The 23,219-nt window shown below is 69.7% G+C and carries 24 protein-coding genes and 4 tRNA genes; 8 read left to right on the plus strand and 20 right to left on the minus strand.

What is annotated here, in order from left to right; translation table 11 throughout:
- Positions 1-40: 40 nt before the first annotated feature.
- From M2302_RS06115 to M2302_RS06205, 19 genes are all read right to left on the minus strand, one after another.
- Positions 41-3,472, minus strand: a complete 3,432-nt coding sequence (locus M2302_RS06115) for a DNA-directed RNA polymerase subunit beta (RefSeq protein ID WP_280836963.1) — start codon at positions 3,470-3,472, stop codon at positions 41-43.
- Between the two features lie 573 nt (positions 3,473-4,045).
- Complete coding sequence (rplL, locus tag M2302_RS06120) at positions 4,046-4,429, minus strand: 50S ribosomal protein L7/L12 (protein WP_088960246.1); 384 nt, start codon at positions 4,427-4,429, stop codon at positions 4,046-4,048.
- A 54-nt stretch (positions 4,430-4,483) separates the two neighbouring features.
- On the minus strand, positions 4,484-5,029 hold the full coding sequence (gene rplJ, locus M2302_RS06125; RefSeq protein ID WP_210775457.1) for a 50S ribosomal protein L10: 546 nt from the start codon (positions 5,027-5,029) through the stop codon (positions 4,484-4,486).
- 391 nt (positions 5,030-5,420) lie between these two features.
- Complete coding sequence (locus M2302_RS06130) at positions 5,421-6,110, minus strand: hypothetical protein (protein ID WP_280836964.1); 690 nt, start codon at positions 6,108-6,110, stop codon at positions 5,421-5,423.
- The gene (locus tag M2302_RS06135) at positions 6,107-6,922 is read right to left on the minus strand and encodes an ATP-binding cassette domain-containing protein (protein WP_280836965.1); all 816 of its coding nucleotides are present in this window, start codon (positions 6,920-6,922) and stop codon (positions 6,107-6,109) included. The genes M2302_RS06130 and M2302_RS06135 overlap by 4 nt, the downstream gene beginning before the upstream one ends.
- Before the next feature lie 79 nt (positions 6,923-7,001).
- Positions 7,002-7,718, minus strand: a complete 717-nt coding sequence (rplA, locus tag M2302_RS06140; RefSeq protein ID WP_210775454.1) for a 50S ribosomal protein L1 — start codon at positions 7,716-7,718, stop codon at positions 7,002-7,004.
- A gap of 83 nt (positions 7,719-7,801) precedes the next feature.
- A complete protein-coding gene (rplK, locus tag M2302_RS06145) occupies positions 7,802-8,233 on the minus strand; it encodes a 50S ribosomal protein L11 (protein WP_088960243.1) in 432 nt (143 codons plus the stop codon).
- Positions 8,234-8,429: 196 nt separating this feature from the next.
- Positions 8,430-9,152 (minus strand): transcription termination/antitermination protein NusG, encoded by a 723-nt coding sequence (nusG, locus tag M2302_RS06150; protein WP_179801890.1) that lies wholly within the window; start codon positions 9,150-9,152, stop codon positions 8,430-8,432.
- Positions 9,153-9,190: 38 nt separating this feature from the next.
- A complete protein-coding gene (gene secE, locus M2302_RS06155; RefSeq protein ID WP_280836966.1) occupies positions 9,191-9,595 on the minus strand; it encodes a preprotein translocase subunit SecE in 405 nt (134 codons plus the stop codon).
- Between the two features lie 212 nt (positions 9,596-9,807).
- Positions 9,808-9,880: transfer RNA gene (locus tag M2302_RS06160), tRNA-Trp, on the minus strand.
- Positions 9,881-10,007: 127 nt separating this feature from the next.
- On the minus strand, positions 10,008-10,400 hold the full coding sequence (locus M2302_RS06165) for a MaoC family dehydratase (RefSeq protein ID WP_280836967.1): 393 nt from the start codon (positions 10,398-10,400) through the stop codon (positions 10,008-10,010).
- Between the two features lies 1 nt (position 10,401).
- The gene (locus tag M2302_RS06170) at positions 10,402-10,848 is read right to left on the minus strand and encodes a MaoC family dehydratase N-terminal domain-containing protein (RefSeq protein ID WP_280836968.1); all 447 of its coding nucleotides are present in this window, start codon (positions 10,846-10,848) and stop codon (positions 10,402-10,404) included.
- Between the two features lie 136 nt (positions 10,849-10,984).
- Complete coding sequence (rpmG, locus tag M2302_RS06175; protein ID WP_013288652.1) at positions 10,985-11,152, minus strand: 50S ribosomal protein L33; 168 nt, start codon at positions 11,150-11,152, stop codon at positions 10,985-10,987.
- A 132-nt stretch (positions 11,153-11,284) separates the two neighbouring features.
- Positions 11,285-11,357 (minus strand) — tRNA-Met (locus M2302_RS06180).
- Between the two features lie 26 nt (positions 11,358-11,383).
- Positions 11,384-11,456 (minus strand) — tRNA-Thr (locus tag M2302_RS06185).
- 95 nt (positions 11,457-11,551) lie between these two features.
- Positions 11,552-14,095: a bifunctional diguanylate cyclase/phosphodiesterase gene (locus M2302_RS06190; RefSeq protein WP_280836969.1), complete on the minus strand. Its 2,544-nt coding sequence runs from the start codon at positions 14,093-14,095 to the stop codon at positions 11,552-11,554.
- Between the two features lie 96 nt (positions 14,096-14,191).
- Positions 14,192-14,338: a hypothetical protein gene (locus M2302_RS06195; RefSeq protein WP_280836970.1), complete on the minus strand. Its 147-nt coding sequence runs from the start codon at positions 14,336-14,338 to the stop codon at positions 14,192-14,194.
- A gap of 638 nt (positions 14,339-14,976) precedes the next feature.
- Positions 14,977-15,264, minus strand: coding sequence for a DUF1905 domain-containing protein (locus M2302_RS06200; RefSeq protein WP_280836971.1), 288 nt, complete (start codon positions 15,262-15,264; stop codon positions 14,977-14,979).
- Between the two features lie 94 nt (positions 15,265-15,358).
- A complete protein-coding gene (locus tag M2302_RS06205; RefSeq protein WP_280837050.1) occupies positions 15,359-16,555 on the minus strand; it encodes an epoxide hydrolase in 1,197 nt (398 codons plus the stop codon).
- A 583-nt stretch (positions 16,556-17,138) separates the two neighbouring features.
- On the opposite strand from M2302_RS06205, the gene M2302_RS06210 reads away from it, so the two are divergent.
- Positions 17,139-17,783: a dihydrofolate reductase family protein gene (locus M2302_RS06210; protein WP_280836972.1), complete on the plus strand. Its 645-nt coding sequence runs from the start codon at positions 17,139-17,141 to the stop codon at positions 17,781-17,783.
- A gap of 259 nt (positions 17,784-18,042) precedes the next feature.
- Here M2302_RS06210 and M2302_RS06215 read toward each other — a convergent pair.
- Positions 18,043-18,126 (minus strand) — tRNA-Tyr (locus tag M2302_RS06215).
- A gap of 148 nt (positions 18,127-18,274) precedes the next feature.
- On the opposite strand from M2302_RS06215, the gene M2302_RS06220 reads away from it, so the two are divergent.
- From M2302_RS06220 to M2302_RS06250, 7 genes are all read left to right on the plus strand, one after another.
- Positions 18,275-18,769 carry a YajQ family cyclic di-GMP-binding protein gene (locus tag M2302_RS06220; RefSeq protein ID WP_280836973.1) on the plus strand — a complete coding sequence of 165 codons (495 nt, stop codon included), beginning with the start codon at positions 18,275-18,277 and terminating at the stop codon, positions 18,767-18,769.
- Positions 18,770-18,946: 177 nt separating this feature from the next.
- Positions 18,947-19,303 (plus strand): hypothetical protein, encoded by a 357-nt coding sequence (locus M2302_RS06225; protein WP_280836974.1) that lies wholly within the window; start codon positions 18,947-18,949, stop codon positions 19,301-19,303.
- Positions 19,300-19,749: a MerR family transcriptional regulator gene (locus tag M2302_RS06230; RefSeq protein WP_280836975.1), complete on the plus strand. Its 450-nt coding sequence runs from the start codon at positions 19,300-19,302 to the stop codon at positions 19,747-19,749. The genes M2302_RS06225 and M2302_RS06230 overlap by 4 nt, the downstream gene beginning before the upstream one ends.
- The gene (locus tag M2302_RS06235; RefSeq protein ID WP_280836976.1) at positions 19,733-20,041 is read left to right on the plus strand and encodes a hypothetical protein; all 309 of its coding nucleotides are present in this window, start codon (positions 19,733-19,735) and stop codon (positions 20,039-20,041) included. Before M2302_RS06230 ends, M2302_RS06235 begins: the two co-directional genes overlap by 17 nt.
- On the plus strand, positions 20,038-20,373 hold the full coding sequence (locus M2302_RS06240; protein WP_280836977.1) for a YnfA family protein: 336 nt from the start codon (positions 20,038-20,040) through the stop codon (positions 20,371-20,373). The genes M2302_RS06235 and M2302_RS06240 overlap by 4 nt, the downstream gene beginning before the upstream one ends.
- Before the next feature lie 684 nt (positions 20,374-21,057).
- Positions 21,058-21,540, plus strand: coding sequence for a hypothetical protein (locus tag M2302_RS06245; RefSeq protein ID WP_280836978.1), 483 nt, complete (start codon positions 21,058-21,060; stop codon positions 21,538-21,540).
- A gap of 83 nt (positions 21,541-21,623) precedes the next feature.
- Positions 21,624-23,198 carry a serine/threonine-protein kinase gene (locus M2302_RS06250; RefSeq protein WP_280836979.1) on the plus strand — a complete coding sequence of 525 codons (1,575 nt, stop codon included), beginning with the start codon at positions 21,624-21,626 and terminating at the stop codon, positions 23,196-23,198.
- The last annotated feature ends 21 nt before the right edge of the window (positions 23,199-23,219 follow it).

Here is a 23,219-nt window from a genome sequence, read left to right on the forward strand (position 1 = left end):
TGGGGTCGGGAGCCGGCGAGCCGGCTCCCGACCGCTCACCTCAGACCTCTTCGACCGAGCTCGGCTCGCGCCGGGACAGGTCGATGCCCAGCTCCTCCGCGGCCCGGAACACCTCGTCGTCGGTCTCGCGCATCTCCAGGGCCACACCGTCGCTGGAGAGCACCTCGACGTTGAGGCACAGCGACTGCAGCTCCTTGAGCAGCACCTTGAACGACTCCGGGATGCCCGGCTCGGGGATGTTCTCGCCCTTGACGATCGCCTCGTAGACCTTGACCCGGCCCAGGACGTCGTCGGACTTGATGGTCAGCAGCTCCTGCAGGGCGTAGGCGGCGCCGTACGCCTGCATGGCCCAGCACTCCATCTCACCGAAGCGCTGGCCACCGAACTGCGCCTTACCACCCAGCGGCTGCTGCGTGATCATCGAGTACGGGCCGGTCGACCGGGCGTGGATCTTGTCGTCGACCAGGTGGTTGAGCTTCAGGATGTAGATGTAGCCGACCGCGATCGGGTCCGGCAGCGGCTCGCCGGAACGACCGTCGAACAGCTGCGCCTTGCCGGAGGACCCGATCAGCTGCTTGCCGTCCCGGTTGGGCAGGGTCGACGCGAGCAGACCGGAGATCTCCTCCTCCCGGGCGCCGTCGAAGACCGGGGTGGCCACGTTCGTGTCCCCCTCGGACTCGTGGGCGTCGATCGAGCGCAGCGCCTTCTTCCACGCCGCGTCGTCGCCCTCCACGCTCCAACCGGTCTTGGCGACCCAGCCGAGGTGGGTCTCCAGGACCTGGCCGATGTTCATCCGGGAAGGCACACCCAGCGGGTTGAGCACGATGTCGACGGGCGTGCCGTCCTCAAGGAACGGCATGTCCTCGACCGGCAGGATCTTGGAGATGACGCCCTTGTTGCCGTGCCGGCCGGCGAGCTTGTCGCCGTCCTGGATCTTGCGCTTCTGGGCGACGTAGACCCGGACCAGCTCGTTGACGCCCGGCGGCAGCTCGTCGCCGTCCTCGCGGGAGAAGGTACGCACGCCGATGACCGTGCCGGTCTCGCCGTGCGGCACCTTCAGCGAGGTGTCCCGGACCTCGCGCGCCTTCTCACCGAAGATCGCGCGAAGCAGCCGCTCCTCCGGGGTCAGCTCGGTCTCGCCCTTGGGCGTGACCTTGCCGACCAGGATGTCGCCGGGGACGACCTCGGCGCCGATCCGGATGATGCCGCGCTCGTCGAGGTCCGCGAGCATTTCCTCGCTGACGTTCGGGATGTCGCGGGTGATCTCCTCCGGGCCGAGCTTGGTGTCCCGGGCGTCGACCTCGTGCTCCTCGATGTGGATCGAGGTGAGCACGTCCTGCTGCACGAGGCGCTGCGACAGGATGATCGCGTCCTCGTAGTTGTGGCCCTCCCAGCACATGAACGCCACCAGCAGGTTGCGCCCGAGCGCCATCTCGCCCTCGTCGGTGCACGGACCGTCGGCGATGACCTGGCCGGCCTCGACGCGGTCGCCCTCGAAGACGACCGGCTTCTGGTTGACGCAGGAGCCGGCGTTGGAGCGGCGGAACTTGTGCAGCAGGTACGTCCGGCGGTGGCCGTCGTCCTGGTGGATGGTGATGTAGTCGGCGCAGAGGTCCTCGATCACACCACCGACCTCGGCGACGACGACGTCACCGGCGTCGACGGCGGCTCGGTACTCCATGCCCGTGCCGACCAGCGGCGCCTCGGCCTTGACCAGCGGCACCGCCTGGCGCTGCATGTTCGCGCCCATCAGGGCCCGGTTGGCGTCGTCGTGCTCGAGGAACGGGATCATCGCGGTCGCGACCGAGACCATCTGCCGCGGCGAGACGTCCATGTAGTCGACGGCGCCGGGAACCACGTCCTCGGTCTCGCCGCCCTTACGGCGGCACAGGACCCGGTCCTCGGCGAAGGTGCCGTCGGCCTTCAGCGGCGCGTTGGCCTGGGCCTTGACGTACCGGTCCTCCTCGTCCGCGGTCAGGTAGTCGATCTGGTCGGTGACCCGACCCTCGACGACCTTCCGGTACGGCGTCTCGATGAAGCCGAACGGGTTGACCCGGGCGAAGGTGGAGAGCGCGCCGATCAGGCCGATGTTCGGGCCTTCCGGCGTCTCGATCGGGCACATCCGGCCGTAGTGCGACGGGTGCACGTCACGGACCTCGAAGCCGGCCCGCTCCCGGGACAGACCACCCGGGCCGAGCGCGCTCAGCCGGCGCCGGTGGGTCAGGCCCGCCAGCGGGTTGGTCTGGTCCATGAACTGGGACAGCTGCGACGTACCGAAGAACTCCTTGATCGCCGCCACCACCGGGCGGATGTTGATCAGGGTCTGCGGCGTGATCGCCTCGACGTCCTGCGTGGTCATCCGCTCGCGGACGACCCGCTCCATCCGGGACAGGCCGACCCGGACCTGGTTCTGGATCAGCTCGCCGACCGTACGCAGGCGCCGGTTGCCGAAGTGGTCGATGTCGTCGGCCTCGTAGCCGTCCTCACCGGCGTGCAGCCGGCAGAGGTACTCCACGGTGGCGACGATGTCGTCCTCGGTGAGCGTGCCCGTGGTGATCGGGACGCCCACCTCGAGCTTCTTGTTGAACTTGTAACGACCGACCTTGGCGACGTCGTACCGCTTCGGGTTGAAGAAGAGGTTGTCGAGCAGGGTCTGGGCGTTCTCACGGGTCGGCGGCTCGCCAGGGCGGAGCTTCCGGTAGATGTCGAGTAGCGCCTCGTCCTGGCCGGCGATGTGGTCCTTCTCGAGCGTGGTCATCATCAGCTCGGACCAGCCGAACCGCTCACGGATCTGCTCGGCCGACCATCCGATGGCCTTGAGCAGGACCGTGACGGCCTGCCGACGCTTGCGGTCGATGCGGACGCCGACCGTGTCGCGCTTGTCGATGTCGAACTCCAGCCAGGCACCCCGGCTCGGGATGACCTTGACGCTGGAGAGGTCGCGGTCGGAGGTCTTGTCCGGCTGCTTGTCGAAGTAGACGCCCGGGGACCGGACGAGCTGGCTGACCACGACGCGCTCGGTGCCGTTGATGATGAAGGTGCCCTTCGGCGTCATCATCGGGAAGTCACCCATGAACACCGTCTGGCTCTTGATCTCGCCAGTGGTGTTGTTGGTGAACTCCGCGGTCACGAACAGCGGCGCGCAGTAGGTCAGGTCCTTCTCCTTGCACTCCTCGATCGAGGCCTTGACCTCGTCGAAGCGCGGAGCCGAGAAGGAGAGCGACATGGTGCCGGAGAAGTCCTCAATGGGACTGATCTCTTCGAGGATCTCCGCGAGACCCGATCGTGCGTGCGGGTCGTCCGCCGACCGGCCCTGCCAAGCCTCGTTGCCGACGAGCCAGTCGAAGGACTCGTTCTGAATGGCGAGGAGGTTGGGGACCTCGAGGTGTTCGGTGATCCTGCCGAAAGAAACTCGGCGGGGAGCGAAAGCGCTCGACGTACGACTGGTCTTCGCAGGGCGGGAAGCTGCCAAGATGCGTCCTTCCGAGGACCGGTGCTGCAGAACGGCTGGTACGCGTGCACTCCAATGACCCCACCAGAAATATCCGTAAACGGACATTTCCGAGCAGGGGTCAAGTCGGAAGGCAGCGCAAACTAGCAGTGTAGCCGAGAGGCTAACCGCTGTCCAGTCCACCCCGCAGGTCGTCGCGGAACGTGCCTCGGGACCCCGGGAAACCGGGTCTGCCGGGCCGCTCGGAACGCGGCGTTCCTGCGGGCCGCTCGGGTGTCGCGGCGGGTGGTGCTGCCGCTGCCATTACCCAAGTGGTGGCCGTCGCAAGCGCGGAAGGTCTTGCTGGTGTCAGCGTGCCTGGGAGTCAGGTGCCGCGTCAAGGGCCGGGGTCGGGTCGCCGCCCTCTTTCCGCTCCGGGAACTCCGCCGGGCACCGCCGTGATGCCGGACGCCGGGTGCCGGACGTCCTGCTCACACCGCTGCCACCGGTAGTCACCAACCACAGCGGGCGGTGATCCGTTCCCGGATCACCGCCCGCCACGATGCGGTGTGCCCCGGCTCACGTGAGCCGGACGCGCGCCTGGTCGTACCTCAATTACTTGAGGGTGACCTTGGCGCCCTCGCCCTCGAGCTTGGCCTTGGCCTTCTCGGCGGTCTCCTTGTTGACCTTCTCCAGGATGGCCTTCGGCGCGGACTCGACCGCGTCCTTGGCCTCCTTGAGGCCCAGGCCGGTCAGCTCACGCACGACCTTGATGACCTGGATCTTCTTGCCACCGTCGCCCTCGAGGACGACGTCGAACTCGTCCTTCTCCGGCTCGGCCTCGGCCGGGGCAGCAGCGCCACCGGCAGCGGCGACCGCGACCGGAGCGGCGGCGGTGACCTCGAAGGTCTCCTCGAACTGCTTCACGAACTCGGAGAGCTCGATCAGCGTCATCTCCTTGAACGCGTCGAGCAGCTCGTCGGTGCTGAGCTTCGCCATGTCTGGCGTCCTTTCCTGAATCTGTTAGGTAAGAACTGGGTGCGCCGGGAGGCCTCAGGCCGCCTCGGCGCCCTCCTTCTCGCGCTTGTCCTGCAGGGCGGCCGCCAGACGGGCGGTCTTGGAGAGCGGAGCCTGGAACAGGGCCGCGGCCTTGCTCAGGTTGCCCTTCATCGCGCCGGCCAGCTTGGCCAGCAGCACCTCACGGGACTCCAGGTCGGCGAGCTTCGTGACCTCGGCCGCGGAAATGGCCTTGCCCTCGAAGACACCGCCCTTGATGACGAGCTTCGGGTTGGCCTTCGCGAAGTCGCGAAGCCCCTTCGCCGCCTCGACGACGTCGCCCGAAACGAAAGTCAGCGCGGTAGGACCGGTGAACAGCTCGTCGAGGCCGGAGATGCCCGCCTCGGTCGCGGCACGCTTGGCCAGCGTGTTCTTCGCGACCGTGTAGGTGGTCTCCTTGCCGAGCGAGCGCCGCAGCTGGGTGAGCTGGGAAACCGTCAGACCACGGTATTCGGTGAGCACCGCAGCTCCCGCGTTACGGAAGCTCTCGGTCAGCTCAGCGACGGCCGAGGCCTTGTCGGCCCGGATCGGCTTGTCCGCCATGTCCCTCCTCTCTCGTTGCTCGAGGCTGGTCGCCGTCGGCAGGCCGGAGGGCCTTCCGACAGCGGCGGAGGATCACGACAACGAGAAAAGCCCCGGCGCAGGGCGCACGGGGCGAGGGCCGGCATGATCACCATGGTCGGCGGACCACGGGAAGAGCCGATTTTCGCTTGCCGCCCTGCGCGGGTCGCCCGTCATCGCGGGGCCTTCGACCGTGCCGGAGCACGGTGACCAGCGGTCTCTGGGTGGAACTTCGTCACCAGGTTACGGCACGCGACGGTGCGCACCAAATCGCCCCCACGTGCGCCCGGTCACTCCGGCGCGGCACCTCCGGCGCCGGTCCGCCGGTGGGCCGGCCCGCTCAGGGGCGAACCCGCTCAGGGGCGGACCCCGCTCAGGGGCGGACCCGGCGCCGCCAGGCGTAGCCGGCCAGGGCCACCGCCGCCCAGGCCAGCGCCCCGGCGGTGAGCAGGAGCGCCGTCGAGCCGGCCAGCGGGCCGGTCACCGCCCGGGCGGTCGCCATCACCGGCGGCGCCAGCCAGGGCGCCACCGAGCCGCTCAAACCGAGGACCAGGGCGCCGACCGCGCCCAGGGCCAGCACCGCCACGCCGTATCCCGCGCTGCCGGTGACCGCCCGGCTGGCCAGGGCGCCGAGTGCCACCGCCGCGGGCAGGGCCAGCAGGTGGGCCCAGAGCCCGAGGGCGAGACCCACCGGCAACGACCGGTCCCCCGGCCCCACCGGGCCGGTCACCCCGCCGACCAGCCACGGGAAGATCATCGCGACGGCCACCGTGCCGAGCGCGGCCACCGTCGCCGCCAGCAGGCCGGCCGCGCGCTCCCGGGCCGGGCCGACCACGACCAGGGCCAACCGCCGCTGCACGTCCGGCTCCACGTCCAGCAGGATCCTGGTCTGCCAGGCCAGCACCGGGAAGAGCACCACCGCGGAGACGCCGTACGCCTCCGCCGGCTGGGCCCGGCCGCCGCCGTACAGGACGCCGAGGGCGAGCAGGCCGGCCAGCAGCGGCGCCAGCGCCCGCCCGGTACGCAGGAAGCCGGCCAGCCGCAGCCGCACCAGCGCGCTCACCGGGACACCTCCCGCGCCGGGCCGTCCGCTCCGACGCCCTCTCCCGCTGCCGGCTCGGGTGACCCGACGTCCGGCGGGGCGGCGTCGGGGCGTACCCGCAGGACGTGGTGGCCCTCGGCGCGCAACCGGGCGACGGCGCCGGCCACCCGCGCGGCCGGCACGGCGACCTCGACCACGGCCATCGGCTCCGCCCCGGCGGACGTCTCCTCGGTCACCACGCCGTCCGCGACGGTCCAGCGGCGGGCGCCCGGCAGCCGGACGGTCTCCCCCCGGTGGTCGCTGACCAGCACCGACCCGCCGGCCGCCAGCACCTCGTCGACGAGGGCGGGAACCAGTTCGCGGGCGGCGGAGTCCAACCCCTCCCAGGGCTCGTCGAGCACCAGCAGGCCGGGCCGGCGGAGCATCGCCTGGGCCAGTCCGACCTTCTGCGCGGTGCCCTTGGACAGCTCGGGCAGCTTCACGCCCCGGAACCGGGTCAGGCCCAGCCGCTCGGTCCACCGGGCGGTCTCGCGCGCCGCCCCGGACCGGGACAGCCCGGCGACCCGGCCCATCGCGGTGAGGTAGGCCTGGACGGTGAAGGGCTGGTCGGCGGGGAACCGCTCCGGCACCCAGCCCACGTGGCGGGGCCGGTCGACGACCCGGCCCCGGCCCGGCCGGAGCACCCCGGCCGCGAGCTGGAGCAGGGTGGACTTGCCCACGCCGTTGCGGCCGAGCACGACCGCCACCTCACCCGGCTCGATCCGGGCCTGCGCCGCCCTCAGCACCCACGGGCCGCGCCGGTGGTACCGGAGCCAGACGTCCTCCAGCAACATGCCGCGAGCCTGCCACAGCCGGACGAACGGCAGGGGCCCCGCCACGAGTCGTGGCGGGGCCCCTGCGCGGGGGTCGTGCTCAGCCCTCGGTCGGGGCCTCGTGGAGGTTCTTCACCAGCTTCGGGTCGACCGGAACGCCCGGGCCCATGGTGGTGGTGAGGACGACCTTCCTGAGGTACGTGCCCTTGGCCGCCGACGGCTTGGCGCGGAGCACCTCATCGAGGACGGCGGCGTAGTTGTCCACCAGCTGGGTCTCGGAGAACGAGGCCTTGCCGATGATCAGGTGCAGGTTGGAGTGCTTGTCCACCCGGAAGGTGATCTTGCCGCCCTTGATGTCCTGAACGGCCTTGGTGACGTCCATGGTCACCGTGCCCGTCTTCGGGTTCGGCATCAGGCCGCGCGGGCCCAGGATCCGCGCGATCCGGCCGATCTTGGCCATCTGGTCGGGGGTGGCGATCGCGGCGTCGAAGTCCAGCCAGCCGCCCTGGATCCGGGCGACGAGCTCGTCCGTGCCCACCTCGTCGGCACCGGCGGCGGCGGCCTCCTCGGCCTTCGCGCCGGCGGCGAACACGATCACGCGGGCGGTCTTACCGGTGCCGTGCGGCAGGTTGACCGTGCCGCGGACCATCTGGTCCGCCTTGCGGGGGTCGACGCCGAGGCGCATGGCGACCTCGACCGTGGCGTCGAACTTGACGTTGGTGGTCTCCTTGGCCAGCTTCACGGCCTCGGCGGGGGTGTAGAGCTTCGACCGGTCGATGACGTCGGCGGCCTTGCGGTAGCTCTTGCTGCGCTGCATTTCTGGTTACTCCTGTGGTCTCTGGCGGGCCGCGGTCATCGCGCGCCCTCCCACGAACTGATCGGGTGAGTGCTCAGGCGACGTCAGTCGCTGACGATGATGCCCATCGACCGGGCGGTGCCGGCGATGATCTTCGCAGCCTGGTCGATGTCGTTGGCGTTGAGGTCGACCATCTTCTTCTCGGCGATCTCACGCACCTGGGCCTGCGACACGGAGCCGACCTTGTCCTTCTGCGGGACGCCGGAGCCCTTCTCCACGCCGGCGGCCTTGAGCAGCAGCCGGGCGGCGGGCGGGGTCTTCAGGACGAAGGTGAAGGACCGGTCCTCGTACACGCTGATCTCGGCGGGGACGATGTCGCCCCGCTGGGACTCGGTCTGCGCGTTGTAGGACTTGCAGAACTCCATGATGTTCACGCCGTGCTGACCGAGCGCGGGGCCCACCGGCGGCGCCGGCGTGGCCTGGCCCGCCTTCAGCTGAAGCGTGAACGTCTTGACGAGCTTCTTCTTCGGAGGCATGTCACTTCCTGGGGCTTGGAACTGGGAAAGGTGCCGGGCCGCGGGCGCGCACGGTCAGCGCGATGCGACAACGACGACGTTCTAGGGTAGCGCAGCGTTGCACCGCCCCGTCCGTCGAGGTCCGTCGAGGTCCAACGGAGGGGCGGAAACGGGTACGCCGACGGCGGGCGACTGCCCACCGCCGGCGACCCGGACGTCAGATCTTGGCGACCTGGTTGAAGTTCAGCTCGACCGGAGTCTCCCGGCCGAAGATCGACACCAGCACCTTGAGCTTCTGCTGGTCGGCGTTGATCTCACTGATCGTCGCCGGCAGCGAGGCGAACGCGCCGTCGGTGACGGTGACCGAGTCGCCGACCTCGAAGTCGAGGACCCGGACCTCGGGCTTGGCCTTCTTCTCCACCGCCTCGACCGCCGGGGCCAGCCACTTCAGCACCTCGTCGAGGCTCAGCGGCGCTGGCCGGTCGGCCCGGTCGGTGGCACCGACGAAGCCGGTGACCCCCGGCGTGTTGCGCACGCAGGAGTACGACTCGGCGGTCAGCTCCATCCGGACCAGGATGTAGCCCGGGAAGACCTTGGCCTGGACCTGGGACCGCTTGCCGTTCTTGACCTCGACCTCTTCCCGGGTCGGCACCTCGACCTGGTAGATGAAGTCCTCCATGTCGAGGGAGGTGATCCGGGTCTCGAGGTTGGTCTTGACCTTGTTCTCGTAGCCGGCGTACGAGTGCACCACGTACCAGTCGCCCGGGGCGTAGCGCAGCTTCTGGCGCAGCTCGGCGACCGGGTCGTACTCCTCGTCCGGGGCCGGCTCGGTGGTCGGGAATTCCGGCTCGCTGGCGGCCTCGACCGACTCGTCGCTCGCCGCCGTCGCCACCGTGGACTGGTCGTCCGTGGTCTCGGCGGTCTCGTCGTACTCAGGCACGCTCGCTCACTTCCGTCACTATCGGCTCAGTCGGCCGGTCAGCTGGGGTTGCCGAAGACCCACAGCACGCCCTTCGCGAAGGCGAAGTCGAGAAGGCCGACGATCGTCAGCACCACCGCGACGAACGTCACCACCACGGCCGTGTAGGTCAGCAACTCCTTGCGGGTCGGCCAGATGACCTTACGCAGTTCGGCGACCACCTCGCGGAAGAAACGCGCGATGCGGGCGAACAGCCCGATCCGGTCGGTGTCGGTACGGGTCTTCGGCTTGCTGTCGGCCGAACCGGCACGGGCCCGCGAACGGGTCGCGGTGCCGCCCCGGGAGACCGGCTCGTCCGCGCCGGTGGCGTCGTCGTCGGCTGCCACGTCGTCGACGAGCTCGTCGCGCTCGTCGCGCAGACCCTCGTCGCCGGCGTCCTCGCCGCGCCGCTTGCTCTCGGCCACTTCGCCCTCCGTCGCGGGATGTCGATCGCACGCCTCATGGGCGTACGCGGCGTTTGGTCACGCCGGCCGGACCAGCCGTCCCGCGACGGGCCGCGGCCGGCGGACCGGACGAAGGGGCCCGATGCCTCGGAACCACCCCGCCGATGCCACCACCACGGGCCGGACGCCGCCAGTCGGCGGCGCGACCCACGGGAACGGTCAGGCCTGAGGCGCAGGGGTGACAGGACTTGAACCTGCAGCCTGCGGTTTTGGAGACCGCTGCTCTGCCAATTGAGCTACACCCCTGTGCGGCTACGCTCGCCCCGCTCGACCACGAGGGCCGGGCAGGGGTCACTTGCCCCACGGCGGACCAGTGTACGGGTAGTGCTCCGACTTTCCCAACCGGTACCGCCCATCACCTGTCCAGCACCGGTCAGCGGGTGGTCCGGACGATCGCCCGGGCCTGCGAGAGAACCTTCTCCCCCAGGCAGGTGGCGGTCACGTCGAGCCTGGTCAGGCCCGCCTCGGTGACCTCCTTCACCACCGCGTTGACCTCGATCTCGGTGCCCTCGTCGTCGTCCGGGACCACCACCGGCCGGGTGAACCGGACGCCGAAGTCGACCACCGCGTCGGGTGCCCCCGCCCAGGTGGTGACGGCCCGACCGACCAGCGCCATGGTGAACATGCCGTGCGCGATCACCCCGGGCAGGCCCACCTTGGTGGCGGTCCGGTCGTTCCAGTGGATCGGGTTGAAGTCGCCGGAGGCGCCCGCGTAACGGACCAGGTCCGCCCGGGTGATCCGGAACGTCTGAGTCGGCAGCTCCATCTCAGCCCTCCCCGCGTACGACGAGCTTGGACCAGACCGCGACCACCGGCTCGCCGGCGACGGTGCGCACGTCGGTGCGGGTGGTCAGGAAGCCGTGCCCGCCCCGGTTGGTGACCTCCTCGATGGTGTTCACACAGACCAGTTCGTCCCCGGCCACCACCGGACGGGTGTACGCGAAGCGCTGGTCGCCGTGCACCACCCGGCTGTAGTCGACGCCCAGCGCCGGGTCCTCGACGATCTGGCGGTTCGCGGCCATGGTGATCACGAAGGGGAAGGTCGGCGGGGCGACCACGTCCGGGTGGCCCAGCGCCCGGGCCGCCTCCGGGTCGTGGTGGGCCGGGTCGGTGGCGCCGATGGCGGCGGCGAACTCGCGGATCTTTTCTCGGCCCACCTGATAGGGGGCGGTCGGCGGATAGGTCCGGCCGACGAAGGACGGGTCCAGGGACATGCCGCCGAACCTACACGCAAAGCACGAACGCCGATCCGTACGGGAGGGGCGGCGAAAATGCCGCGCCATCCGTGCGGATCGGCGTCCGGGAAGTGCTCAGGGACCGGGCCGACGATGCCGGCCGCAGGTCAGCGGGTCAGCGGGTCTCGCGGTGGACCGTGTGCTTGCCGTCCCGGGGGCAGAACTTCTTCAGCTCGATGCGGTCCGGGTCGTTACGACGGTTCTTGCGCGTGATGTAGTTGCGCTCCTTGCACTCCACACACGCCAAAGTGATCTTCGGCCGGACATCGGTCGCCTTCGCCACGGCGGAGTGCCTTCCTCGCTGGGGTATCAACTACGACGCATCAGCCTACGCGGTCGATGCGCGGACATGCAAAGTGGGCGCCAGTGGCGCCCGTTCCACCGGCCGCCGGGAACCAGGCCCGGAGGACGAGAGTAGCGGTGGCCGGACTTGAACCGGCGACACAGCGATTATGAGCCGCTTGCTCTGCCATCTGAGCTACACCGCCGCAGGCGGGTCCAGCCGGACCCTCTGAGCCCCCTTACGGAATCGAACCGTAGACCTTCTCCTTACCATGGAGACGCTCTGCCGACTGAGCTAAGGGGGCCTGCCCGATCACCCGGAGGGCGTCGCGCAGGGGTAACAGTACATGACCCCGCCGCCGAGGTGAAATCGGATCCCCCTGCCCCGCGTTTCCACAGATCAGGGCACAACCCGCAGCCTCGGCGACTCACCCGCGGAGATCGTCTCCGGGTCCACCTGGGCGCCGAACCAGGCCTCCAGGCGCTCGTACGGCAGCGGGCGGCTGAACAGGAAGCCCTGGCCGATCTCGCAGCCGATGTCCTGGAGCAGCTCCAGGGTCAGCTCGCTCTCCACGCCCTCGGCCACCACGGCGAGGCCGAACTGCTGGGAGAGCGTGACCACGGCGTTGACGATCGCCAGGTCGCCCGGATCCGTCGCCATGCCCTGCACGAACGAGCGGTCGACCTTGACCTCGTGCACCGGCAGCCGGCGCAGATGGGCCAGCGACGAGTCACCGGTGCCGAAGTCGTCCACCGAGAGCCGCACGCCCAGGTCCCGCAGCCGGCGCAGGGTCGGGATCGGCCGGTCGGTGCCGTCCAGCACCCCGGACTCGCGGATCTCGAGAGTGAGCCGCTGCGGCGGGACGCCGTACTCGGTCAGCAGCTCGCCCACCCGGTCGGGGAAGTGCTGGTCGGTGAGCGTACGCGCGGCGAGGTTGACCGCGACGGCGAGCGGCTGGCCGGTGTGGCTCCAGTCCCGGCTGCGCCGCAGCCCCTCCCGCAGCACCACCTCGGTGAGCCGGCCCAGCTGACCGGTGTGCTCGGCCACCGCGACGAAGTCCTCCGGACTCACCGTGCCGTGCGTCGGGTGCTCCCACCGGGCCAGGCACTCGACCCCGACCAACCGCCGGTCGCGCAGCGTCACCTTCGGCTGGAAGTAGACCTCCAGCGCGCCCTCGTCCAGCGCCCGACGCAGATCGCCGGCGAGGCCGAGCCGGCGCAGCGACCGCGACTCCAATGCCGGATTGAACAGCTGCACGCTGCCCGGGACCGATTTGGCCGCCGTCGCGGCCAGGTCCACCCGTTGCAGCAGCGACGCGGCGTCGCTGCCGTGGTCCGGGTGTACGGCCACCCCGACCGCGGTGTCGACGTCGAGGGTGAGGGCGTCGAAGACCATCTCGTCGCGGATCTGCTCGCGCAGCTGGGCGGCCAGCTCCAGCGCCGCCTCGGCGTTCTCCAGCCGGAGGGTGACCAGGAACTCGTCGCCGCCGGCGCGGCCCACCAGGGCCGAGGAGGGCGCGCAGGCGCGCAGCCGCTCGGCCACCTCGACGAGGACCTTGTCGCCCGCGGCGTGACCGAGGGACTCGTTGACCTGGCGCAGGCCGTCCACATCGAAGAGCAGGACCGCCACCACCTCGCCCGGTGCGCGGATCTTGACCGCCTCGTCGAGCGCGCCGGTGATCCGGCGGCGGTTGGGCAGCTTGGTGAGCGTGTCGTGGTACGCGTCGTGGCGCAGCCGGTCGACCAGGCGGGAATTCTCCAGGGCGACCGCGGCATGTGCCGCCACGGTCTCGAAGATGGGGATGTCGCTGTCGGTGAAGTGACCGACGTCGCTGAGCCGGTTGGCCACCTCCAGGGTGCCGATGACGGCCTGCCCGGAGCGCAGCGGTACGGCGATGACGTCCTTGACGCCGGTCGTACGCAGCGACGTCCGCAACTCCTCGTCCCCGCCGAGCCGTACGCCGAGCGCCAGGCTCCGCTGCTGCCGTCGGGTCTCCTCGCGGATCACCTCGGGAGTGGGCGCGACGTCGAGCAGACCCGAGTCGTCCACCCGGGCGGTCAACATGACCTCCGGGTGCCGCCCCTGGGCGGGCAGCCAGAGGGTCGCGTACTCGGCCTGCATCAGCGCCCGGATCCGGCCGAGCAGGACGTCCACCAGGTTGCCGCTCTGCCCCTCCGCGGTCATCGCCTTGGTCAGGTCGTACATCCCGCCGAGCGTGCGGTGCTGCCGGAAGAACTGGGCGTAGGAGCGGTAGACCAGGGCGGCGGCGGCCGCCAGCGCGGCGATGAGGACCGCCGACCACCAAGTGGTCCTCAGGGCGATGAGCACGACCAGACCGACCACCACGTTGATCGCCAGGGTCAGCAGCGGCGGCACGTTCCGCAGCACCCCGGTGCCGGCCTGCCAGCCGTGCATGACCGTGATGACTCCCGCAACGCCGACCAGGGTGGCCAGCGACAAGGTGCTGACCGAGGCGAAGAGCACGCCCCAGGTGCCGGGCCCCACCCCGCGGATCGGCGGCAGGGCCAGCAGCACCAGCGCGGCAAGGGACGCCGCGGCGGAGGCGTTGGCCACGTTGAACGCTAGCTTCGCGAACCCGAAGCGGTATCGCAGATGGGTGACCAGGGTGGCCAGGGTGTACGCCAGCACGACCATCAGCGGCGGCAGGAAATAGAAGGCCAGGACGAGTGGGATCTCGGTGAGCCGCACGCCGAAGGACTGCCGGCCGATCACGAAGTTGAGCATCGGCAGGCCTGCCACCACCATGACGGCGAGCAGGATTCCGGCGAGGCCCCACTCACCGAAGGGGTGCGGCGTGACCAGGCCGATCGCGGTGGAGAAGATGACGGCCACGAGTGCGAGCGGTCCGGTGACCAGCCAGGCGTGCTCGACGGGCCGCCGAGAGGACGCCGCTCCTGCCGAGGACGACCGACGGTCGGCCATACCACTCCTCATCGGTCACGGGCCGATGGCCGTGGACGGATCGGCGCCACATCGCCGTCGGCAGGTGTGCCCCACCCGGGACGGGCGCCGACGGAGCTACTCAGCCGGCGGGGCGGTCCAGACCCAGTCAAGGGTCCGAACCTCGCCTGCCCCGTCGCCGACCAGCACGGTGCCGAAACCAGCGGCGAGGGCGACGAGCATGAGCATCACGCTGACCCGCCGGGCCAGCCTTCGACCAGACATTCGCGTGCTCCTGTCGGCAGGGTTGTCGGAGGTGAAGATTCCACGATCGTGCCACAAGCGGGTCGACCCGCAAAGCCGACGGACGGCCCATCGGAGTGGTCCGTACCGGCCGGTTCGGACGGTCGACGACAAGTCACCAGCCGGGGCGACCTGCGGGCGTGAGCAGCGCACAGATGACGCGTCTTCCGTCTTTAGCCGCGATTCCCATCGTCCTCCGACGAGTGGGACCTTTGCCCCTAGAGCCGGCCAGTCAGAAGATCCGGTCAGAAGCGACGGAGGCGGTGGTACGCCCCGGACCGGTCTCAGCTCTCCCCGGGAGCCCGCGGCCTCCGGCCGCCGCAGCCGGGCCGGTGAAGCCGGGCGAGGAATCGGTCGACCGGCGCTCCACCGACCGCCGACACATCCACGACCGTCAGAATGCTCTACGCGACGCAGAAGCGCCAGCCCTTAGCCGACAGTAAGCGACGTGAATACGCTCACCCGTCGGCGGCGGCGGACAGGACGAGGGCCACCAACCCGCTTCTTCACAGGTCAGGCCCCTCGGGCTCGCCGTTGGTCAGCCACCTCACGTCGGTCACCGCGCTGGGCTGCGGGCGTGCCGCGCAGGGCCGGCAGCCGGGAAGCGGGGTGCTAGCCGCTCACCCGCCGACCACGAGCTGGACCGTCACCAGGTCTCCGACGTTGAGCCGCTCGGCCGCTCGGACGCCCGCCTTCACCGGCACCACGTACCGCCCGTCCTTGGGGAACAGCGACGTCGTCCACCGGGTCCGCCCGATGCGGGCCGTGACCGGCACCATGCCCCAGCCGTAACTCACGGACGCGGCGGTCGCGCTCAGCTCCAGGCAGCCCTCGTCCGGGACGGTGACGAAGTGCCAGGGCGCCGGGCCCTTCCAGAACCACACCTCGCCGCTGAACTCCAGCTCCATCCGGCCAGGATAGGAGCGCGTCTGCCGGAGTGGGGTGACGACAAGGGCCTGGCGGCTCACTGACCAGGAGGGTCACCCGCGAACCGGAGCGGGCTCAGGATTTCCGCAGCGGCCGGAACGCGGCCCGCACCTCGGTGGAGAAGATCTCCGGCTCCTCCCAGGCGGGGAAGTGGCCGCCGCTGTCAACCTCGTTGAAGTAGGCGACGCCGGGGTAGACCGTCTCGACCCAGCTGCGCGGGGCGGCCCAGATCTCGCCGGGGAACGTCGTGAAGCCGACCGGAACCGAGACCGGCGGAGGAGCCTGACCGGCCGCACGGGCTCCGGCCACGAACCGTCCGAATTCCCAGTACCACCGGGCGGCCGAGGCGCCGGTGCCCGTCAACCAGTACAGCGTGATGTTGTCGACGATGTTGTCCCGGGTGAGATTGCCCGCGGGCTCGCCGTCGACGAACGCGCGGGAGATCTTGTAGTAGCTGTCCGTGTCGTGGTCGAGCATCCAGGCCGCCAGCCCGACGGGTGAATCGAGCAGGGAGTAGCCGATCGTCTGCGGCCGGGTGGACTGCTCCAGGAAGTAGCCGAAGCCGTCCATCGTGAACGTCTCGAGCGCCTTGTGCGCCGCGCGTTCCTGCTCGGACTCCGCGGGCAGTTGGTCCTTGATACCGAGCGCCCCGGCGAGCAGGTTGACGTGGATGCCGAGCAGCCCCTCGGGTGCTTGGCGGCCCATCGCGTCCGTGACGCTGGCGCCCACGTCGCCTCCTTGTGCGACGTAGCGCGGGTAGCCGAGGCGGTCCATCAGCTCCGCCCACGCGCGTGCGATGCGGCCGGACTCCCAGCCGAGCTCGGTCGGCTCGCCCGAGAAGCCGTAGCCAGGCAGGGACGGCAGCACGAGGTGGAATGCGTCCTCGGGGGTGCCGCCGTGAGCGGTCGGGTCGGTCAGCGGACCGACGGTCTCCAGCAGCTCGATGACCGAGCCGGGCCAGCCATGGGTCATGATCAGCGGCAGCGCATTCTCATGCCGTGACCTGACATGGATGAAGTGGATCTCGACCCCGTCGATCTCGGTCGTGAACTGGGGCAGCGCGTTCAGCCTCGCCTCGCATTTGCGCCAGTCGTACTCGTTCGTCCAGTAGCGGGCCAGCTCCTGGACCGTCGCCAGCTGCACGCCCTGGGAGCGATCGGTGACCAGCTCTCGGGTGGGCCAGCGCGTGGCCGCGATCCGGCGACGCAGGTCGGCGATCGCTTCTTCCGGCGTGTCGAGCCGGAAGGGGCGGATCTCATTGTCGTTGGACATGTTCTCCACCTGCCGGGTCGGGTCGACCGGCGCCGGGGCGCCGGCGGGGCTGGCACGGGCCCAGTCTCACACCGGCCCGGCGACCGGCGGACCCGAAATGCGATTTCGCGCTCGGGTCCGGCCCGGACCTGCTCACTGACTTCTGTCGTGGAGGCTGCGCCGGTCACGGTGGCGGTCGTCACCAGCCGCACCGAGGCGGAACTGGCCGTCGGCCTGTTGTGCAGCCACGGCCTGCGGGCGACGCACTGTCCATCGACACCGCAGCGATCGCACCCGCCGAAGCGGCTCGACAGATCCGAGAGCGGTTAGTACCACGGCCGTATATCGCGCCGGTGACCTGCGGTGACGCTGGGCGCAGGGCAGCCACCCAGTTTGGACGCGGCCTGTGATCTATCGTGAGTGGGGAGTGCCGGTGCGGCGTCCCGGGCGTCGCAAGGACGCTGACCGCGGACGGGGTGGTGACCGATGCACCGGGCGAGGCGGTGGACAAAGTACGAAGCTGGGTGCCGTCGCAGCGATGAGTTTGCCGGCGCCCACCGGTCTATCTCCCGACCGACACCATCCAACTCATCGGGAGTAAGGCATGGGCCTCATCCACATCGAGCTGTTCGCAACCCTCGACCTCGTCGGGCAGGCGCCCGGCGGCCCCGACGAGGACCCGGTGGGGTTCCCGTTCGGCGGCTGGCAGGCGCCCCTGCTGGACGAGGTCGCCGGGGCGCAGGTCGGTGCCGCGTACGAGGGCACGGACGCCCTCCTGCTCGGCCGGCGGACGTACGACATCTTCGCCGCCTACTGGCCGCACCAGGAGGGCGGCGAGGACAATCAGATCGCCACCCTCTTCAACAGCGTCCCGAAGTACGTGGCCTCCCGCGGCAGGCCCGACCTCTCGTGGGCCGGGTCCACCCAGCTCGGCCCCGATCTGGCCGGCGCGGTGCGCGAGATCCGCGACCGGCACGAGCACGTGAAGGTCGTCGGAAGCCTGAACCTGGTGCAGATCCTCCTGCGCGAGAAGCTCTTCGACCGTCTCGACCTCTGGGTGCACCCGATCGTGCTCGGCGTCGGGAAGAAGGTGTTCGACGGTGGCGCGGTGCCCACGAACGTCACACTCCTCGAACCGCCGGTAGCCAATCCGAAGGGCACCGTGTACCTGCGCTACGGGCTCGCCGATGGCACGCCCAGGACGGGGGACATGAGCGCACCCGATCGCGGTGCCGGACGCGACGACTGAAGCCGCCCCGCGCCAGGTGGGTCCATGTCATCGGGGGTGAATCCGCCAGGTCGGCATTCCGTCACGGCGTCGGCAGTTCGAGGTGCCGGCGCCGTGGCGAAGTACTTCGCCAGCGGGTCGCCGCCGTCACGCAATGGTCTGGCAGGCCCCGTCCGTGCCCGATCGCCCAGCCAGCCGGGGGCAATGGCGGCAAACAGCCGCGCGGAACGACAAAGGCCTCCAACTTGCGTTTTCGCAGGTCAGAGGCCTTGTCATTGCCTGGTGGCGGGTAGAGGATTCGAACCTCTGAAGCTTTCGCGACGGATTTACAGTCCGCTCCCATTGGCCGCTCGGGCAACCCGCCAGGGCATACCACCGCACTCGCGCGCGGCAGCGACGCCAAGGATAGCGGTTGCCCCCGGGGCCGCCGCAACCGGGTACGGTCAGGGGGTCGTGCCGCTGGTCAGCGGGCGACGGTACGTGACAGACCGCCGGACAGCAGGAGCATGAGCATGGCAGCGAACCCGTCGTTCGACATCGTGAGCAAGGTCGATCGCCAGGAGGTCGACAACGCCCTCCGTCAGGCGGAGAAGGAGCTCGCGCAGCGGTTCGACTTCCGCGGCACCGGCGCGGAGATCTCCTGGTCGGGCGAGGAGGCGATCAGCCTCCAGGCGGAGACCGAGGAGCGGGTCAGCGCCGCGGTGGACGTCTTCAAGGAGAAGCTGGTCAAGCGGAACATCTCGCTGAAGTCGCTGGACGCCGGCGAACCGCGCTCCTCGGGCAAGGTCTTCAAGATCGACTGCAAGGTGATCCAGGGCATCGACTCGGACAAGGCCAAGGCGATCAGCAAGAAGATCCGCGACGAGGGCCCGAAGGGCGTCCAGGCCCAGATCCAGGGTGACCAGCTGCGCGTCACCGGCAAGAAGAAGGACGACCTGCAGGCCGTCATCACGCTGCTCAAGGGCGAGGACTTCGGCGTGGCCCTGCAGTTCACCAACTATCGGTAAGGCGCTCTCTGCGCCGCAGGTCACCGTCTGGGCCACTCGCGCTACCTGCGCAACCGTCGTCGCCAATGGCCATCTTTGGTGGGCTTGTCCGACCTCTGACGGCCTGGCGACGGCCTGGATACCTTCCACCGACCGGGGCTTGCATCCGGTACCCAGGTACAGGCTTACCGTCGGAGTATGAGCGACCGACATGTCACGACGGATGACTCCTGGGCACCGGATGCGTGCACCCTGCCGACGCACGAACGGCCGCTGCGGCTCGCCGGATTCGATCAGTTCTTCCGCGCTGCGGTCCATGGTGTCGACCGGCTGTCGGCACAGCATCTGCGATTGCAGCTCGACGGCGCGGAGCAGGTGGACGAGACTGCGCGGGATCTGGCGGACCGTGAATCGTCCTGCTGTTCGTTCTTCGCTTTCGACATCGTGCGACCCAGCCCGGACTCGCTGACCCTGGACGTCCGGGTACCGGCGGCACATGTCGACGTCCTCGATGCCCTCGCCGAGCGGGCGACGTCTGCCCGGGGCCAGAAATGACCGGATCGGGGCTACGCAGCGGCCAGCTGGCCGACGCGGCCGGCGTCAACTTGCAGACGCTGCGCTACTACGAGCGCCGGGGACTACTTGCCTCTCCCCAGCGGTCGCCGGGCGGGCATCGGCTCTACCCGTCCGACACGGTCACCCTGCTGCGGGTCATCAAGACCGCACAGCGCCTCGGCTTCACCCTCAACGAGGTCGCCGACCTGCTCGACGCGGGCCGACATCAGCACAGCGGCCGACCCGACGCCGGACTCCAGGCACGGGCAAAGGACAAGCTCGTCGAGGTGGAACGGAAGTTGGCAGACCTGACCGTCATCCGCGACACCCTGCACGCCGCCATCTCGGCCGGCTGTAACGACCTGGTCGCCTGTGCCAGCAGCTCCTGCTGCCCCCTGCCCTTTGCGGAACTCGCCGAAAGGAACGATCGTGCCGACACCTGCTGACCGGCTGCGCCGCCTCCTCCCCTCCAGCACGACCGGACTCGCAGGAGCCGCCTGCGCCGCCTGCTGCATCCTGCCGCCGCTGCTGGCAGCCGGGGTTCTCGGCGGTGCCGGCTGGGCCGCGGTCAACCGTTTCCTGCCCGGCGTCGCCGTCGCCCTGGCCGTGCTCGCCGGACTGTCCTGGTGGTGGGCCACCAAACGCCGCCACACCACCGGCTGCGCCGGCGGCAACTGCTCCTGCGGCCAACCCGACCAGCACGACCGCCAGGTGGTCACGCTACGGTCCGACGCGTGACGGCTGCCCGCTCAATCCTGCTGTTCCTACTCGCAGCGCTCGCCGAAATCGGCGGCGCCTGGCTGGTGTGGCAGGGCTGGCGGGAAAACCCCGGGCTGCTCTGGATCGCGGCCGGAGTCATCGCGCTCGGGCTCTACGGCTTCGTCGCCACCTTCCAACCCGACCCGAATTTCGGCCGCATCCTCGCCGCCTACGGCGGAATCTTTGTCGCCGGCTCCCTCGCCTGGGGCATGGTCGTCGACGGGTTCCGCCCCGACCGCTACGACGTCATCGGTGCAGCCATCTGCCTCACTGGCGTGGCCGTCATCATGTACACCCCGCGTGCCAGCTAGCTCCTCCGCTGCTGTTCCGATTCCTCGCTGGTGAGAACTCCGGCCCGGTCCGACTATGTCCGCCCGCGTCCTCGCCCTCGGGAGTGTTCGCGTCACCGATGCTGCCGACGGCCACCTGCGCCAGGTGCAGCGGCAACGACTCAGGTGTAACGCCCGTCCCGTCTCCCACGCCGATGGGAAGGGCGGTGTAGGCGCGGCGCGGTGGAGGAGCGTAGGGGTGTTCAGCGTCAGCGACGCGCCCAGACCAGCCTCGGACGCCCGCCCGGTAGCCCTAGGGAGTTGTGTCATGGCCCAGTCAGCACACCGCACGTCGTCCGCTCAGTGGCCCCACGTCAACGTTTCCAATGCCACGCCCTCGACCTCTCACGGATGGAACTCGCCGACTCGCCCTGTCCCCGTTCTGTCGAGGCGCTCGGATCCGTGGTGGTCGTATGCCATGTTTGGGGGAATCATCCTGGTGGTCGGATCCATTGCTCTCGGCGTGGTGCTGGTGAGCCGATGAAGCCACACACCGTTGAACCTCGTCGCCCGGATGTCCGCGGGGGCTCTGGCGTGACTTCCCACTTTCCTGCCACCCCTACCGCTCCCGGCCCGGACTCGGCGACCCGCACGATGCCGATGGTGCGGAGGGGCGGACACCGGCGGGCCGAGCCCGACGCGACGCGGTGGTTCATGTGGGCGGCTGTGGCTGGTGCTCTGGTCGCGGTGCTCCTTGCGGCCATGGTGGTGACGTTCACGGGCGGCGATCCTGAACCGTCCGCAGCCGGGCCGGGGGTCCGTGTGGCCAGCGGGGACGTTGCACCGGAGGCTGCTGAAGCGGCGATGGCCGAGGAGCCGTCAGAGTCTCCGTCAGCCTCACCAACGGTGAAGCCGTCCCCCCGCCCAAGCCTGAACGCCACCCAGCTCATCGCAGGGCTGCGCAGCACTGTTGTGGGGCTCGCTCAGAACGGGCAGTTGACTTCGAAGGCCGCTCAGGAGCTGACAAAGCGACTGCGGGAAGCCGCCGAAAAGCAGGCTGCCGGAGAGGAGGACAAGGCCCGGGAAAAGCTGGCTGAGTTCGGCGAAAAGGTCGCCGACCTGCGGAAGGAAAACAAGATCTCCGAGGCCGGTTACCAGACTCTCGCCGCTGGGCTGGCACAACTCGTGCGAGTCCTGCCGAGCCGCTGATCCGTCCTGCTGGTCGAGCCGGCGCCGCACGGACACGTCGGGTCACTGTTTCGTCCGGTGCCCGCCTGGGCACCGCTACCGTTATGGAGAGCGGGCATCTGCTCAACGGCCGGTACCGGCTGGTGGACCGCCTGGGCGCGGGCGGCATGTCGGTCGTCTGGCGGGCCCACGACGAGGTGCTCGGACGAGACGTCGCGGTCAAGATGCTCTCGCCGGAGCTGGCCGCCGACCCGCAACTACTGCAGCGTGTCCGGCTGGAAGCTCGTTCGGCGGCGCGGTTGCGCCACCCGAACATCGTGGAGGTCTACGACTACGGCGAGGCGGCCGACGGCGCCGGGCGTCGGCTGCCCTATGTCGTCATGGAGGTCGTTGAAGGCCGCTCGCTGGCACAACTGCTGACCGGCGGTGCGCTGCCGTGGCGACTGGCTGTGCTGATCTGCGCCCAGGTCGCCGCCGCGCTGGCGGCGGCCCATGACCGCGGCGTCGTTCATCGTGATGTCAAACCCGGCAACGTGATGGTGACCGCGGCAGGGGCCAAGTTGGTGGACTTCGGGGTCTCGGCCGCTTCCGGCGACGCGGATGGTTCGGCCGGACCGCTGCTCGGTACACCGGCCTACCTAGCTCCCGAACGGCTGCAGAAAGGGTTGGTGCAGCCGGCGACGGACGTGTATGCGCTGGGTCTGTTGCTCTATCGGGCACTGGCCGGGACTCTGCCGTGGCACGCCTCCAGCACCACCCAGATGCTGGTCGCGCACCGGTATCAGGAGCCAGCCGCCTTGCCGCCCATCGAGGAACTCCCGCCCGAGGTGACGGAGTTGTGTCGGCGGTGCCTTGGCAAGGAGCCTGGCCAGCGGCCAAACGCGGCCGAGGTTGCCATGGTCCTCAGCGACGTTGCTGGGCTCTCGGCCGCCACGCTCGTGCTGCCCCAACAGGAGGCCAGGGCCAAGGCAGGTCCGACGAAGGTCGCTGTACCGGGCCGGACGACCGGCGGTGCCGGCAACCTGACCAAGATCGGGATTGGGCTGCTGACACCAGGCCCGTACGCGCAGCTTGTAGCCCGCTGGCGACAACTGTTGCCGAGCAGACGTCGCCAGGTCGCGGCCACTGGCGCTGCCGCCCTGCTGTTCCCGGGCGTATTCGCTGCCGCTTGGCTGAATCACACAGCAGGTCAGGGAGAGGATGAGGCCCTGGTTGGCACGCCCAGTGCCGTCGCCGGAATGGGCGAGCGTAAACCAGAGTGCAGTGTCCAGTACACCGTCCGGCGGGCCGTCAACGGCCGTTTCTCCAGCACTGTCAGCATCTCCAACACCGGAACCACAACCATCAACACCTGGCGGCTGACCTTCGACCTTCCAGGCGAGCAGCGGCTTCTGCGCGGCTCTCCAGGTGCATGGAAACAGAAGGGCCGTTCGGTGGAGGTGCGGGGCGATGCACTGCCTGCGAAGAAGTCCTTCACCGCTCGCTTGGACGGGACTTACCAAGCGGTGAACTCCCTTCCCGCCACCTTCACGATCAACGGGACCGTCTGCCGGTCGAATTTCTCCGTCGCCGGCCAGACCGTCCGGCCCGTCCCGCCCCCAAGTGAGGGTAAGGACGACGAAAAGAAGGACGACGAGAAGGAAGACGAGGAGAAGGACGAGGAAAAGGACGACCACTAGATCCTCCGCAGTGGCCGTCCC

Origin of the sequence: Micromonospora sp. A200 (assembly GCF_029893845.1) — a bacterium.
GTDB lineage: Bacteria > Actinomycetota > Actinomycetes > Mycobacteriales > Micromonosporaceae > Micromonospora > Micromonospora purpureochromogenes.

Excerpts from the sequence above, each read along its gene's own strand:
- M2302_RS06225 (WP_280836974.1), top strand. The coding sequence starts at position 18,947 with ATGAGCGACCGACATGTCACGACGGATGACTCCTGGGCACCGGATGCG.
- M2302_RS06195 (WP_280836970.1), bottom strand. The coding sequence starts at position 14,338 with ATGTCTGGTCGAAGGCTGGCCCGGCGGGTCAGCGTGATGCTCATGCTC.
- M2302_RS06190 (WP_280836969.1), bottom strand. The coding sequence starts at position 14,095 with ATGGCCGACCGTCGGTCGTCCTCGGCAGGAGCGGCGTCCTCTCGGCGG.
- M2302_RS06170 (WP_280836968.1), bottom strand. The coding sequence starts at position 10,848 with ATGTCCCTGGACCCGTCCTTCGTCGGCCGGACCTATCCGCCGACCGCC.
- M2302_RS06230 (WP_280836975.1), top strand. The coding sequence starts at position 19,300 with ATGACCGGATCGGGGCTACGCAGCGGCCAGCTGGCCGACGCGGCCGGC.
- M2302_RS06205 (WP_280837050.1), bottom strand. The coding sequence starts at position 16,555 with ATGTCCAACGACAATGAGATCCGCCCCTTCCGGCTCGACACGCCGGAA.
- rplA (WP_210775454.1), bottom strand. The coding sequence starts at position 7,718 with ATGCAGCGCAGCAAGAGCTACCGCAAGGCCGCCGACGTCATCGACCGG.
- rplK (WP_088960243.1), bottom strand. The coding sequence starts at position 8,233 with ATGCCTCCGAAGAAGAAGCTCGTCAAGACGTTCACGCTTCAGCTGAAG.
- rplL (WP_088960246.1), bottom strand. The coding sequence starts at position 4,429 with ATGGCGAAGCTCAGCACCGACGAGCTGCTCGACGCGTTCAAGGAGATG.
- M2302_RS06250 (WP_280836979.1), top strand. The coding sequence starts at position 21,624 with ATGGAGAGCGGGCATCTGCTCAACGGCCGGTACCGGCTGGTGGACCGC.
- M2302_RS06210 (WP_280836972.1), top strand. The coding sequence starts at position 17,139 with ATGGGCCTCATCCACATCGAGCTGTTCGCAACCCTCGACCTCGTCGGG.
- M2302_RS06200 (WP_280836971.1), bottom strand. The coding sequence starts at position 15,264 with ATGGAGCTGGAGTTCAGCGGCGAGGTGTGGTTCTGGAAGGGCCCGGCG.
- M2302_RS06135 (WP_280836965.1), bottom strand. The coding sequence starts at position 6,922 with ATGTTGCTGGAGGACGTCTGGCTCCGGTACCACCGGCGCGGCCCGTGG.
- rplJ (WP_210775457.1), bottom strand. The coding sequence starts at position 5,029 with ATGGCGGACAAGCCGATCCGGGCCGACAAGGCCTCGGCCGTCGCTGAG.
- M2302_RS06165 (WP_280836967.1), bottom strand. The coding sequence starts at position 10,400 with ATGGAGCTGCCGACTCAGACGTTCCGGATCACCCGGGCGGACCTGGTC.
- M2302_RS06220 (WP_280836973.1), top strand. The coding sequence starts at position 18,275 with ATGGCAGCGAACCCGTCGTTCGACATCGTGAGCAAGGTCGATCGCCAG.